The following is a 13,929-nucleotide window of genomic DNA, read 5'->3' as shown; positions in this document are numbered from 1 at the left end:
TTCTCTCCTTCTCTAGCTTCTTATTTATTTTGCAAGTAACAAACCCGCTCGTACATCATTTTTCAACGGTGCCAATTCTGTAACTCGACATTCTACAACATCTTTCTCATTAATAAGGACAGAACCTGGTGTTCCTGTCAAAATTATATCGCCAGGATTAAGCGTCATGATACTTGAAAAGAACTCAAGAAGCCAAAGTGGCTCGTACATCATATTTGAGACTGTGTTGCTATATCGAACTTCTCCATTTAACACCGTTTCTACTTTAATTTCACGAAGAGAGGAAAACTCATCCAAAGTCACAAGGGAGTTCCCAATGCTACAAAATGTATCAAAGCTTTTAGAACGTTGCAGATAGCGAGGATTTTTCCCATGAATATCTTTTGCTGTAACATCTAATGCTGTTGTGAAACCCGCAATAAACTCCTTTGCATCTTCTTGTTTTACATTTTTGCATTGTTTTCCGATTACAATGGCAAGCTCTCCTTCTGCTGTCACTTCTTTTGATTGAACAGGAAGTAAAATAGATTGATTTGGACCAACAAGGGTAGAGCTTGGTTTTGTAAACATCACGGGCTCTTCTTCCGGAAGGTTACCAGAAAGCTCAATTGCTTTTTCTACGTAGTTCATTCCAACACCTAAAACAGTACTAGGATTTTTACAAAGGGCGATTTCAATCGCTTCTTCTTTTATAGAAGGAAAAGCGCTTAGCTTTTGTTTTCCTTCTGTTTTATACCATGTGCAAAGCTCGCTGAATTGTCCTTCTCTTAGTAAAAAAACGAAGTCTTCTTCAAAGCACGTACCTTCCATTTCATTAATAGTCTCAATAGAAACAAAACGATTGTCATGAGTGAGGGCTATTGTTTCTTTTCCGTCTATACTTAAAGTAGCTAATTTCATACATTTTCACCTCTTTTGCTCGTTACGAAGCTTTGGTCTATTTTTCTTAGAAAGCGCTGAGACCAGCGTAATAGTTTCAAGTCTTGATTTCTATTTGCAATAAGAGATAACCCAACAGGTATCCCGTTCACTTCAACAACTGGAAGCGTCACTTGTGGGAGACGAGCTAAACCAGCAATACACGATAAGCTCATTGTTTTCGCTCTATACTTTTCAGCTGCTTCTCCTTGAAGATTAAGGAGAGGTGCTCCACCAGGGGCTGTTGGGATTACAAGTATTCCATCTTCTCCAAGTAGATGTGTAAGCTCGTTTGTTATTTTCTCTCTTAGCTTATAAGCATCTTCATTTTGTTCTTTTTTTAATGTACTTGTCCAACTGAATCGTTCAGAGATTCCTGGCCCAAAGGTTGGATTTTCTTTCTTAATCCATTGCTCATGCTCTTTCCAAATTTCGATGCCTTGAATTGTTCTAAAGACACTTGACCACTCTGCTAAACCTTCTTGTGAAATTCTTTGCCATCTGCTGTTTTCACTTTCCTCTTCTAACAACTTTAAAAAGGGAGAAAAAGCAGCTTTTGTTTCTCCCTCAAGGAGTTCCCATGCCTCTTCTGCAAACTCAATGTTTGTAAAATCTCCGTCTTCTTTCAATTGAGGAAGCAGCACACGTCCAATCTTAAGCAATAAGTCAATGCTATTTGCCATCCATCCTACAGTGTCATAGCTTTTAGCAAGTGGAATAACCCCTTCTATCGGCACAGCTCCATGTGTTGGTCTGAACCCATAAATACCACAATAAGAAGACGGAATGCGGACAGACCCTCCAGTATCGGTTCCTAGAGAAAAATCAACTGTTTGAGCCGCAACAGAAACAGCTGATCCACTTGAAGAACCTCCAGGAATGCGATCTGGAGCTTTCGGGTTAATAGGTGTACCATAATGGAAATTCTCACCGTTTAAACTGTACATCAATTCATCTGTATGAGTGGTTCCACTCAGCTTTGCACCTTGATTAAGCAACATGTCAATTGCCACTGCATTTCTTTTAGATTCCTCATGTGTACGAAGCCATGTAGGATTTCCTGCACTGCTTTGATAATGCTGAATGGCAAAGACATCTTTCACAGAAAAAACCAAGCCATCCAAGCTACCTTTCCCTGTTGGGGCAATTGCTACATTCTGATTAAAAAAAGCATTCCATTGATCTTTTATCATAAGCTCCTCCTCATTCTCCTTTATATCTTCTCTCTTCTTCTACTGAAGCTTCTTTTTTTATATTTCGTTTTGAAAGTTTTATATTTTCTAATAAAAGAGATAATAAAATTCCCACGAGTAAACCATTGCTAGCAAGCGGTCTTAAAATACTTGGCACTGTTTCAAAATAAGAAGCAGGAAACGTCATTAAACCTATACCAATAAACAAAGGAATGCTTAATCGATACACATTTTCTGGCGTAAACGTGATTGTAATAAAATAGTTAAAAGAAGAATGGAGCAACCGTAAATACGTCACAAGCAAAACGGCACTACCTACACTAAGAGGAAGCTTAGCCATCATGTTTCCTACGTATGGAACGGCCCCCATCAAAGTAAACAGTGCTCCCCCAATCAGAAAAGGAAGTCGTTCAACAATCTTTGTTTGCTGAAGGAATCCAATAGAAGAGACATATGGTGCGAAAGGAACTAAGCCAAATAATCCAGAACAAATGCCTAACACGCCGCTAATTGTAAATGAGCCCCTATACTCTCCATTTGTCGACTCTTTTTTATAAATTTCATCGGTTCCTTTTAGAGCTCCGAATGTGTTGGATGTATTGATGAGGCCTGCAATAACAGCCGTTAAAATAATGCCAATATCAAAACTAGGAGAACCAAGCGGAAAAAGTTTTATACTTACTCCTTCTGAAACCTCCACAGCCGCTTTCTCCCCAAATAAAAGATTAAATGAAATCCACCCAACAATAATGCCAATAAGTAAGGAATATTTAGCAAAGGAAGGGCGGGCCTTTATACTAAAGATAATTACAAAAGCAACAACAGCTACTGACAATAAAAGAACTGGTACATCGATATGTGCTTCTCCGTCGCCTTTGCCAAATGGAATACCTAGCATTCCTTGAAGGAACATTGTATTGAGACGGCAAGCTAATAAAAAAAGAAAAACAGCCATAACACCATTGTTAAATAAACGGGACAAATACCCTGATAGGCCGCTTAACCCAATAACAATTGTAATAATTCCTGAAATGATGATTCCAACACTTAAACTTCCTCCAATAGTTGCTAGAGACATACCGCTCTCAGCAGCTCCATAACAAAGGCTTAAAATAACTCCCCACCATAACCCTGATTGTCCTTCCATAATCGAACGCTTATGTCCTAGAAAAGCTTGTAAAATACAAGCTAGACCCGTAAACAAAAAGGAACATTGAACTAATGAAACAAGCGTTTCATGGGAAAGCTGAAAAGCTGCTCCAACTGTAATCGGAATAACAACTGTGTTGGTAAAAATAAAAAAGAGCCATTGCAAACCTGCAAGCCACCCTTTTATACTAAGAAACTCTCTCATAAACTCACCTTCTATATGTGTAAGGAATGGGATCTATTTGTCTATTTTTCTCTTTATCTGTATCGGCTATAGTGCGCAAAAAGATTCCGGAGCCTCCGGAATCTTTTTCTAAAAATCACATCAGCATCTTCTTTACTTTATTACTGTGCTCTCTTTTCCATTCTCTTTTTCTTGAAAGCTTCCTGCTTCATACACATCTAGCGCTGCTTGAAGTCCTCTGCCAACTTGAATTTTTGCTCCATTACGAATAAGGGATGCTTCGAGCGCTGATAAAACAAATAAAATATTTTCTTTGCGGCAGCTGTAGCCCATTGCTCCAATTCTCCAAATCTTGCCGTGTAGCGGCCCAAACGAACTAGCAATTTCAATTCCGAATTGTTCAAGAAGCATTGTTCTCACTTTTTCGCCATCAACGCCTTCTGGGATGTTTACACATGTTACCATCGGCAATTTTTGATCTCCTTCATTAAATAAGGTTAAGCCCATTGCTTTAATTCCTTCAATAAGTGCTCTCTCATGGAAACGGTGACGTGAGAACCTTTCTTTTAAACCCTCTTGAAGAACAATGCGCACTCCTTCACGCAAAGCATATAGCATCGATGTTGCTTCTGTATGGTGATTAAGACGACGTGGTCCCCAGTAATCTTGAAGCTGGCTTAAGTCAAAATAATTGCTTCGAATCGGATGCTGAACATTGACGCGATCCTGATCTGTTGCAACACCTTTTTCAACTTTTTTACGACGAGCAAGAATTTCTTCAACTCGCTCATTGTAAGTAATAGGAGCCATTCCTGACGGTACAGAAAGACACTTTTGTGTTCCGCCAATAACAGCATCAAGCTGCCACTCATCAACTTTAACTTCTGTTCCACCAATTGTTGCAACAGCATCTACGATTGTTAACACGCCAAGCTTTCGACAAGCAGGACCAACTTTATCTAACGGCTGCATACATCCTGTTGACGTTTCACCATGAACAACAGCAAGCACTTTAGGTTTCACTCGTTTTACTTCATTAATGATCTCTTCTTGATCAAATACTGTGCCCCACTCACATTCCATCAAATGAATGTCTGCTCCGTTGCGCTCAGCAATTTCTGTTAAAAGGTGACCAAATCTACCGAATATCGGAATTAAAACTTTATCACCAGGTTCTAAAACACTGCATAACACAGCCTCAAGTCCTGATCTAGATGTTCCATCAATTGGAAATGCCCACTTATTTTTCGTTTGGAATACTCCTCGAAGCATTTCCATTGTTTCGTTCATCATCGTTGTAAAAGCAGGATCAAATTGCCCAAGGATTGGGTTGCTCATTGCACGTAGAACTCTTGGATCAACTTCTACAGGACCTGGTGTCATAATTGTTCGTAAAGGTGAATTTATTTCTTGGAAACTTACCATCCTTTTTCCTCCTTAATAGGCTAACTTGTGCAATATTTTGATTAAAAGATTTATTCCCTTTTCTAAATCTTCTGTTTTAGTAAATTCGTGCGGTGAATGACTTATTCCTTTATGACTTGGAACGAACAAAAGCGAGGTTGGGATGAATTGTCCGAAAACCTGCGAATCATGTCCAGCTCCACTAGTCATTTCTTTAAATGAAGTGCCTTCTGTTTGAAGGATTGTTGTTGAAAGTTCGTTAAGCTTTTCACACATTTTAATAGGCTGCTCATCCATCCACTTGTGGATGTCTAATGATGTGCCTCTTTCTCTTGCTAGACCTTCAAAGCTTTCAAATGCCTCCTGACAGAATGATTGAATAATGTCACTATCACTATGACGAATATCAATACTGAATGTTACCTTATTCGGGATAACATTTGGTATATTTGGCTCAACAATCATTTGCCCAACTGTTACAACAAGATCAGCAGGCATTCTTTTCGACTTCTCCATTAGTACTTGAATAAGTGCTGAAGCCGTGTTCATTGCATCCTTGCGCCACTTCATTGGTGTTGTTCCAGCATGGTTGCTTTCACCGTTGACTGTTACATTGTATCGGCGCTGTCCAACAATATGAGACACAACGCCAATAGATTTGTTTTCTCGTTCCAGCACTTCCCCTTGCTCAATATGCAACTCAATAAAACAATCAAAATGAGCAGTTCCTGGGTGCTGATACTTTCCCTTCCCAAACCCTGACTTTTCCATCGCTTCTATAAATGTAGTACCTTCTTGATCTTTTAACAAATAAACGTCATCAAACGATCTTAATCCTGTCATACTTCCTGACCCCCAGTAGGTCATTGGAAATCGACTTCCTTCTTCCTCACATAGTGAAACAACTTCAATTGTTTTTTTCGGACGACCATAGTGTTCATGTAAATATTTGAGCGCGAGAACTCCTGCAATAATTCCGTATGCCCCGTCATATTTTCCTCCATTTACGACCGTATCAATATGAGAGCCTGTAAGAATTGCACGACCTTCTTTTTGGCTACCTTCTAGCCTTCCAAAGAGGTTTCCAGCATCATCATAGTAAGCATGTAAAGAAGCCTCCTCCATTCGTGCTTTGAGCGCTTCCTGAGCAAGTTTCCAACTCTCAGAATAAAGAAGTCGTGTCACTCCGCCGCTTTTACTTCCTCCAAATGAAGCTAGCCATTCCACCATCTCAGCTGTTTGCTGTACTAGTGTGAGCTTTTTCTTTTCTTCCATTACCAAGCATATCCCTCCTTTCTCACAAAAAATCTTGCTTATATTCTATTCGTTACTTTTCCTAACATTGTTTGTAATATATATATTGATTTTAAAATAGATACCTGCTAAAATCATTGACATAATTGTAGAATATTCAGTCATTTCTTTATGCATATTAACTAAAATCTTATCTTTCTTGTACTTAATTTTTAAATATCCTACAAAAGGAGAACTGAGTTTTATGAAATTAAGCGAATTGCTAGAGTTATCAGTATTTGAAGGCACGATTATACGAGCTGGAGAGAAGAACATAGATTATGAGGTAAACACTGTTAATATGATGGATGCCCCTGATATTATCCATTTTCTCAAAAAAGATGAACTTCTTATTACAACGGCTTTTCATTTTAAGGATGACCTTCACTCTCTTATTACACTCATTCAGGAGATGAAAAAGAAAGGTTGCTCAGGCTTAGGAATTAAAACAAAGCGTTTCCTACAAGAAATTCCACTACAAGCCATTGAATTAGCTCAACAGCTTAACTTTCCGCTTTTGGAACTTCCTATGCATACTTCATTAGGGGATATTGTTCATAAGTCTCTAAATTATATACTCGACATTCGCACAACTGAACTCCGAAATGCAATGATGACGCACCAGCAGTTTACAAATCAAATTATGAATGGACAAAACGTACATAAAATTTTGCAAAGTTTATCATCACTCATTCATTTTCAAGTTGTTTTACTAAATCACCATTTACAACCTATTACAAATTCAAACCATGATTCTTCTATCTATGAAAAATTAGAAACTATTTTAGTTGAGAACGATATTTTTCAACAAACGCCTTTCACTTTTTCACTTCTTGATCCAGATAAAATTACGCTAACTCTTTTCCCCGTCCATACACACAAGCAGTACAGCTACTTATGTGTTTTTGGGGAGATCCATCCAACAGATCGTTCTACTGTTCTTACAATTGAGCAAGCTATTAATGTTATAGCTTTTGAGCTAATGAAAGAAAATGCCTTAAAACAAAACGAACGCCGTCTTCACAACGAGTTTTTTAACAATTTTATTAATGGAAGCTTTACAACATCACAAGAAATCCTTAGTCGAGGAAAAGAATTCGGATTAGAAAATGAGCAACGCTACGTTTGCGCAGTAGGGAAAACAATTGAACGTCATAAAGAAACTTCATTTTCACAACACAGACAAGATTATGAGCTTATTTATGACACAATTGAAGCCGAATTACAGCGCTTTTCTCAGACCGTTCATTTTTTCACAGTAAACGGAGCTTATGTTTTACTTTTTCCTTTAAAGAGCAAACAAGTTCAGATGGATCCGTTTATTCTCGATTTGCTGAGGAAACTTCAAGTTAAGGTCTCAACCCGTTTCAAGAAAGACCTTTGTTTTGGCCTTAGCAACTATGCTCAACAGCTTTTACATGTTCCTATTTCATACAAAGAAGCAAATGACACATTATATTATGGACAGCTATCAGGACAAGAAGGCTTTATTGAGACATACCAACCGAAAGAAGTTCCTGAAATTTTGCGCATGGTTCCATATGAGCAATTAAAAAAGTTCTACAGTGATACATTTCAGCCTTTTTTTGATGGAGCGAAAAAAGATCATGACGTCTTACTCCACACCCTTTCTGTTTATTTGGAAACTCATTGTCAACTTTCTGAAACAGCAAAGCGTTTATATGTACACAGAAACACTGTGATTTATCGCCTTGAAAAATGTGAAGAACTTATAGGAAGAAGCTTGAAGGAGCCTGACGAAACACTCCGTTTGCGTCTCGCCTTTCGAATTAAAGCATTGATTCAAGGGCAAGGAGAAAGCATTCATGTATAGACACTATAATATGTACAGCCAAACATTCTAGTAAGAGATGTTTGGCTTTTTCACGCTTTCTTTTCTACTAAAATAATTTGTCATATTGCACAAAACATTTTCAGAAAATTCACAAATATGTCAATGACATCTCTTTTTTCATCTTATAAACTTTATACATGTCAATTTTCTTAACGTCTAAAGTCAAAATAATTAACTACATAGAGAACTTTATGAAAAGGAGCTGAATAATAGTGTCTACAAATTTAGCAAATCCAGTCGTAGAAGAACAAAGCACAAAAGACACCCTGAAGATTGATGAGTCACTTCTTCCGAAAAAGGAACGATCTGTTAGTCCTCTATCTTACATGTTCATGTGGATTGGTGATGGAGTGAATCTTGGTAATATGACGCTTGGTGCAAGCTTAGTTGTAGCAGGAACAGCAACGCTCAACATCTTCCAAACGTTTGTGGCAGCAGCTATTGCAATTGGGATTATCTCCACCTTTTTTGCTTTGAACGATCGATTCGGCTATAAAACAGGCATTCCTTATGTCATGCAGCTTCGAATGTCATTTGGAGTAAAAGGTTCCATCATTTCTTCTCTCTTGAGAGGAATTCCAGCTATTATTTGGTACGGGTTTCAAAGCTGGATTGGTGGTACTGCACTCAATGAAATTGTAAAAGCCCTAACAGGAGGATCTGTTGATAATGTTGTAGTATGTTTTATTGCTCTACAACTTCTACAAATTGTTCTCTCTCTTTACGGATTTCATGCCATTAAATGGGTTGAAACACTCGCCTCTATTGTCATTATGCTTGCTCTCCTCTATGTATTTAGTATTCTTCTCACTTCTTACAAAGATGTGATTACAGAAAAGTGGGTTCATACAGAAGGAACCTGGGGACTTCCATTTTTCGCTTTTATTATGGTTTTTCTCGGTAACTATGCGGCAATTTTCTTAAGCGCTGGTGACTACTCCCGAGAGTTAAAAACAGGTATAAGCAATAAGAAACGTGGTTTGTTATATTTCTCTCCTATTACTATTGCTTATGGTTTTGTTCTAACAATTGGCGTTATGCTTGCTTCAGCAACGGGTATTTCAAATCCAGTCAAAGCTTTTGCCGTTGTTGTAGACAATCCTTATATTACTGTTGGGGTATCTGCTTTTATTGTTATTGGAGCTGTAGCAGTTAATATGGTTGCAAATATTGTTCCACCAACATACGTGATTACTTTGGTAACGAAAATGAAGTATAAAGCAGCTGTTATTGTAACTGGATTGCTTGCACTTTGTTCATTCCCATGGGTTCTTGTTCAAGATTCTTCTGCAAACGGACTCAATCTGTTTGTTCTCATCTACTCAGCATTCCTGGGTCCTATCGTTTCTATTCTTTTAGTTGAGTATTATATATTAAGAAAACAAAAAGTAAATGTTGATGATTTATATAAAAAAGACGGACCATTCTCAGGTGTTAATCCGTGTGCTTTAATTGCAATGCTAGCAGGAGCTTTAGCAGCTTTCGTAGAAATTGATCTCGGATGGATTATCGGTGTTGTTGTCGGAGGCGTTTCATACCTTCTTCTTATGAAGTTCACCTTCAAAAATTCCAAATTCAAAAAAGGAACAATTTTTGAGTAAATTAAAAAGCGTGAGGAATTCTTTCCTCACGCTTTCTTATGGAGCTTTTTTATTTTTTAAAATAGTCACGTAAAGGCCTAAAATCTTGTTTTAAGTCAATGTCATTTGGCTCTGCTTGGAGCAGACGATCAATCATTTCTTCGAGTTTATTAATGTCTTTTTGATCTGTATACTCAATAAAGTTCAACGCTTCAAGCCAGTCTCGATAAGAGTGTTTTGCTTTTCCATAGCTGTTACCAAATACAACACAAGGTGTTTTTGTAATGATGGAGAAGATCATCGCATGCAGACGATCTGTAACAATTAACTCACTTGAACCAATGCGATTTAACATCTTCATAAACTGATCTTCTCGGTCCTTGTAATCAATAACATCCATATCGTGTAGCACTGTATCTGTACGCTCAGTACGTTTCCCTTTTTCCTGTTCTACCCACTCTCTTAACTCAGAAATAAACTTCTCTTCTGTTACCTTTTCTTTATCTTCTCTTAGAATAAAGAGAACTCCTTCTCGCTCAAGCTCTTGAGGCTCAATATCTAACGATAATACCATATCAGGTGTATACATCACTTCAGAATCAAATGTATCTTTCACATATTCAAGTGTCTGCTGTTCTCTCGTTCCAATTGTTAAATGACGATTTTGATGATAAGCATCTTGGGTTTTCTTTTTCTCCTTATCTCCTTCCTCTGTTTCTTCAAAGTAAACAGATTGAGCAAAGGAGAGCGTCTTGTAATCTTTGAAAGTTGAAATTACTTTTCTTCGATCTTCCTCAATATCGAGATACAAGTTCCCAAGATTTCCGCCGCCTGTAAAACAAACAATGTCATCTTCACTAATAATCTCTTTTACAATTTGAATTCCTTCATCTGTTGCATAGTCCATAATTTCAATATACTCATAGTAAGGATAGTGATTTCTTATAAATTTCTCTTCTGCATAGGCAATTGCTTGGTCTCCTATATTTGTATAACTTGGAGAACCAAAGAGAAAGACTTTTCGTTTATTGTTTGTAAAAGCTTCTGGGCTCACATTTGGTCCAATCCCTTTTGGTAATTCTTTATTTAGAATGGTTTGTTTACTCATTGTTATGGTCCTCCTTCATTTTTCTAGGTTTAAGTTGATAACTTTCCTATACCCTTGAAGAAAATAAAATATGCCTCTGTACACTCACCAAATTTATCCAAACGAAAAAAGATGCCTTTTTTTAGAGGCACCTTTTTTCGTTATTTATGATACAGTTTTGCTAGATGTTGTGACTTCATCAAAATTCTCTTCTATCTCAACATTCTTTGGTTCGTACACAAGTTCACCTTCAAGCATTGCTCGTGCCTGTTCTTTATCAAGCAACTTCTCCCAGCTTGAGATAATAAACGTAGCTACAGCATAACCAATAATATTAACTGTTGTTCGATAGTTTCCCATAAAACGATCTGGCGCTAACATCAGGGCAACAGCGGCAACTGGGATAGATCCCATCGCAGCGGCTGTTGCGGAAAGGGCAACAAAAGCAGATCCCGGAATTCCAGCCATTCCTTTAGAAGTTAAAAGTAAGATCCCTAACATAAGTAGCTGCTCTCCAAGACTTAAATCAACTCCTGTTGCTTGAGCTAAAAAGACAAGGGCGATAGATAAGTAAATTGAAGCCCCATCCAAATTAAAAGAGTAACCTGTTGGGACAACTAAGCCAACTACAGCCTTATTACATCCTGCTTGTTCAAATTTATCCATCAATTGTGGCATAACGGCTTCTGTTGATCCTGTCGCAAAAGCAAGTAAAATCTCTTCTTTTATATATACAATGATTTTCCACAAACTGAGTCCAATCGTTATCCGAACAATAACAGCTAATACTAGAATGAATAAAAAACAAGCAACTGTCATCGCAACAAACAGTTTCCCGAATGAAGCAAGTGTCCCGATCCCGTATTGACTTACCGCAAATGCCATTGCACTAAAGGTTGCTAGCGCTGTTAGTTTAATAATATAACTCATAATTTTGAAGAGAACGTTGTTTACTTTTTCTAGTACATCAAGCAAAACTTCTGACGTTCTTCCCCCAATATGCACAAGAGCGATTCCAAACAAACATGAAATTAATAGAACCTGAAGCATAGAGTTATTCGCAAAAGCTCCAATAGCACTATCTGGAATCATATTCAGAAAAAACTCACCTTCACTTGGAAGATCTGAACCGTTTGTTTTCTCTTCCACAGTTGCTGTACTTAATGTTGAAGGATCTACATTCATTGTTGAACCAGGATTCATCATGTTTGCTACAACAACCCCAATAATTAAAGCAAACGTTGTAACAACTTCAAAGTAGAGAAGTGTCTTCCCTCCGATTCTTCCAACGGTTTTGATGTTGCCTACTTTAGCAATCCCAACAACAACTACCCCAAAAATGAGTGGTGCAATAATCATTTTAATAAGCTTAATAAATCCCTCTCCAACTGGTTGAAGAGCATTCCCAACGCTTGGCCACAAGTACCCAACAACTGTTCCTAAAATAATAGCAACCACAATTTGAAAGAAAATCCCTTTATAAAAAGGTTCTTTTTTTACCTCTCCCTTAGTTTCCCCCATTATATTTCCCCTTCCCCCTACACTATTAATAATCGAATATTCCGATAAATAACTTTACGTTACATCTCATGTTATATTAATTAACATTGTAATATAGAAGAAAGAGAACGTCATTGTACTTATTAACTAAAAGTTTTATTCTTCTTTGGAACATTTATGAAAACTTTAAAATGAGATTTGAACGGATTATTTTTCATTCCTTTCTAATCGTTTTTACTGTTATGAAACTTTACCAATTACCTCATACTAAAAAAATCTATTTCATTCGGTTTTTTGTTACAATAAGTACATAAGTAATCCTTTGTCGAATTCAGGTAAGGAGGCTAAACGAGTGACAGAGAATAGAGAATTGCATCCAAAGGTAGAGAAGAGCTTTGAATTAATTGGGAAAAGATGGACAGGTCTTATTATTTATGTTCTAATGAGTGGTCCTAAACGATTTAGTGAATTAAGCGAAACGATTCCAGACTTAAGTCGACGTATGTTAACAGAGCGAATTAAAGAGCTTGAAGAGCATGGAGTTGTTGTTCGCAACGTAATTCCAGATCGCCCTATTCGTTCAGAGTATTCCCTAACTCAAAAAGGAACTGAATTAGGAAAAATTCTTGGTCCTATTAGTCAATGGGCTGAGAGCTGGGTTAAAGATTAAAAAAGAAGAAGTAGAAAACATTCTCTGTTCGCGGAAGGAAATCCCCCACGAGCCAGATTGAACATCATTGCGTATGATCGCAAGGAAAGGTAGGAAAAATGTATGGCAAATGTTTTATATATTACGGCACATCCTTTACAAGCAGATGCATCGCTTAGCATGGCAGTTGGTCAAGAATTTATTGAAACATATAAGAAAGAAAATCCATGTGATGAAGTGGTTCATTTAGATTTATATAAAGCGGATATTCCCTATTTAGATGCTGACGTTTTTAGCGGTTGGGAAAAGCTTCGAGCTGGTAACTCATTTGAGAAACTAGAGAAAAATGAAAGATTAAAGGTTGGAAGACTAGCTGAGTTAGGCGGCCAGTTTCTATTAGCAGATAAATATGTGTTTGTAACACCAATGTGGAATTTCTCTATTCCAGCAATTATGAAAACATATATCGATGCAATTGCCGTTTCAGGCAAAACATTTAAATATACACGAGACGGAGCTAAAGGGCTTCTAAAAGGAAAGAAAGCTGTACATATTCAAGCACGCGGAGGCATCTATTCTGAAGGTCCTGATGTTCATAAGGAGATGGGACATCGCTATCTTGAAGTAATGATGGATTTCTTTGGGATTGAGTCGTTTGAAACAATTGCCATTGAAGGACAAATGATCCACCCTGAAATAACGGATAAGATAAAAACAAAAGCTATTGGTCAAGCTAAAGATTTAGCACATCACTTTTAAATAAAAAAATCCCCTTTAGGCATTTCTGGACTGACCCCATGAAGTGAGACAAATAAAAAACACCTTTTCGTTAAAGATCGGATACAAATGACCGAACTATAACGTGGAGGTGTTTTTTCTATGGGAACAAGAGTAAGTTATCCAGTAGAAGTGAAAATGAAGGCGATTGAAATGAGGTTAGCAGGCGTGCCTGTAAAAGAAGTCATGGAAACCTTACAGATTCGGAATCGTACCCAACTGAAAACCTGGATGAGATGGTATAAGAATGGAGAGATGAAGCGACTAGAACAGCCTGTTGGAAAACAATATACTTATGGGAAAGGACCGCATTCTCAAGATGCATTCGCTAAATTAGAAG

General features: G+C 37.5%; 12 protein-coding genes. 5 read left to right on the top strand and 7 right to left on the bottom strand.

The window, feature by feature from the left end; all coding sequences use genetic code 11:
* Nucleotides 1-24 precede the first annotated feature (24 nt).
* From BM012_RS18300 to allC, 5 genes are all read right to left on the bottom strand, one after another.
* Nucleotides 25-900, bottom strand: a complete 876-nt coding sequence (locus BM012_RS18300; protein ID WP_061802350.1) for a fumarylacetoacetate hydrolase family protein — start codon at nt 898-900, stop codon at nt 25-27.
* On the bottom strand, nt 897-2,111 hold the full coding sequence (locus BM012_RS18295) for an amidase (protein WP_061802349.1): 1,215 nt from the start codon (nt 2,109-2,111) through the stop codon (nt 897-899). Before BM012_RS18295 ends, BM012_RS18300 begins: the two co-directional genes overlap by 4 nt.
* A 10-nt stretch (nt 2,112-2,121) precedes the next feature.
* A complete protein-coding gene (locus tag BM012_RS18290; protein ID WP_061802348.1) occupies nt 2,122-3,465 on the bottom strand; it encodes a uracil/xanthine transporter in 1,344 nt (447 codons plus the stop codon).
* A gap of 132 nt (nt 3,466-3,597) precedes the next feature.
* Entirely contained in the window at nt 3,598-4,869 is a 1,272-nt protein-coding gene (locus tag BM012_RS18285; RefSeq protein ID WP_061802347.1) for a pyridoxal-phosphate-dependent aminotransferase family protein, read from the bottom strand.
* A gap of 12 nt (nt 4,870-4,881) precedes the next feature.
* Nucleotides 4,882-6,123 (bottom strand): allantoate deiminase, encoded by a 1,242-nt coding sequence (gene allC, locus BM012_RS18280; RefSeq protein WP_061802487.1) that lies wholly within the window; start codon nt 6,121-6,123, stop codon nt 4,882-4,884.
* A gap of 223 nt (nt 6,124-6,346) precedes the next feature.
* Here allC and BM012_RS18275 point away from each other — a divergent pair, with 223 nt between their 5' ends.
* Nucleotides 6,347-7,975 (top strand): PucR family transcriptional regulator, encoded by a 1,629-nt coding sequence (locus tag BM012_RS18275; protein ID WP_061802346.1) that lies wholly within the window; start codon nt 6,347-6,349, stop codon nt 7,973-7,975.
* A 233-nt stretch (nt 7,976-8,208) separates the two neighbouring features.
* Nucleotides 8,209-9,597 (top strand): NCS1 family transporter, encoded by a 1,389-nt coding sequence (locus tag BM012_RS18270; RefSeq protein WP_061802345.1) that lies wholly within the window; start codon nt 8,209-8,211, stop codon nt 9,595-9,597.
* Nucleotides 9,598-9,646: 49 nt separating this feature from the next.
* Here the strand turns inward: BM012_RS18270 and BM012_RS18265 are convergent, their stop codons facing one another.
* Together BM012_RS18265 and BM012_RS18260 are read right to left on the bottom strand one after the other, a co-directional pair.
* On the bottom strand, nt 9,647-10,684 hold the full coding sequence (locus BM012_RS18265; RefSeq protein WP_061802344.1) for a polysaccharide pyruvyl transferase family protein: 1,038 nt from the start codon (nt 10,682-10,684) through the stop codon (nt 9,647-9,649).
* Between the two features lie 144 nt (nt 10,685-10,828).
* The gene (locus BM012_RS18260) at nt 10,829-12,184 is read right to left on the bottom strand and encodes a cation:dicarboxylate symporter family transporter (RefSeq protein ID WP_061802343.1); all 1,356 of its coding nucleotides are present in this window, start codon (nt 12,182-12,184) and stop codon (nt 10,829-10,831) included.
* 331 nt (nt 12,185-12,515) lie between these two features.
* Here BM012_RS18260 and BM012_RS18255 point away from each other — a divergent pair, with 331 nt between their 5' ends.
* The 3 genes from BM012_RS18255 to BM012_RS18245 form a co-directional block, all read left to right on the top strand.
* Nucleotides 12,516-12,833 (top strand): winged helix-turn-helix transcriptional regulator, encoded by a 318-nt coding sequence (locus BM012_RS18255; RefSeq protein WP_061802342.1) that lies wholly within the window; start codon nt 12,516-12,518, stop codon nt 12,831-12,833.
* Between the two features lie 102 nt (nt 12,834-12,935).
* Nucleotides 12,936-13,571 (top strand): FMN-dependent NADH-azoreductase, encoded by a 636-nt coding sequence (locus tag BM012_RS18250; protein ID WP_061802341.1) that lies wholly within the window; start codon nt 12,936-12,938, stop codon nt 13,569-13,571.
* A 120-nt stretch (nt 13,572-13,691) separates the two neighbouring features.
* On the top strand, nt 13,692-13,929 hold a 238-nt coding region (locus BM012_RS18245; RefSeq protein WP_074842829.1), incomplete at its 3' end, for a helix-turn-helix domain-containing protein.

The sequence above is a fragment of the Priestia endophytica DSM 13796 genome, from assembly GCF_900115845.1.
Classification (GTDB): domain Bacteria; phylum Bacillota; class Bacilli; order Bacillales; family Bacillaceae_H; genus Bacillus_I; species Bacillus_I endophytica.
This window is presented reverse-complemented; position numbering and strand designations above follow the sequence as displayed.

Excerpts from the sequence above, each read along its gene's own strand:
- BM012_RS18275 (WP_061802346.1), top strand. The coding sequence starts at position 6,347 with ATGAAATTAAGCGAATTGCTAGAGTTATCAGTATTTGAAGGCACGATT.
- BM012_RS18290 (WP_061802348.1), bottom strand. The coding sequence starts at position 3,465 with ATGAGAGAGTTTCTTAGTATAAAAGGGTGGCTTGCAGGTTTGCAATGG.
- allC (WP_061802487.1), bottom strand. The coding sequence starts at position 6,123 with ATGGAAGAAAAGAAAAAGCTCACACTAGTACAGCAAACAGCTGAGATG.
- BM012_RS18265 (WP_061802344.1), bottom strand. The coding sequence starts at position 10,684 with ATGAGTAAACAAACCATTCTAAATAAAGAATTACCAAAAGGGATTGGA.
- BM012_RS18300 (WP_061802350.1), bottom strand. The coding sequence starts at position 900 with ATGAAATTAGCTACTTTAAGTATAGACGGAAAAGAAACAATAGCCCTC.
- BM012_RS18285 (WP_061802347.1), bottom strand. The coding sequence starts at position 4,869 with ATGGTAAGTTTCCAAGAAATAAATTCACCTTTACGAACAATTATGACA.
- BM012_RS18260 (WP_061802343.1), bottom strand. The coding sequence starts at position 12,184 with ATGGGGGAAACTAAGGGAGAGGTAAAAAAAGAACCTTTTTATAAAGGG.
- BM012_RS18250 (WP_061802341.1), top strand. The coding sequence starts at position 12,936 with ATGGCAAATGTTTTATATATTACGGCACATCCTTTACAAGCAGATGCA.
- BM012_RS18295 (WP_061802349.1), bottom strand. The coding sequence starts at position 2,111 with ATGATAAAAGATCAATGGAATGCTTTTTTTAATCAGAATGTAGCAATT.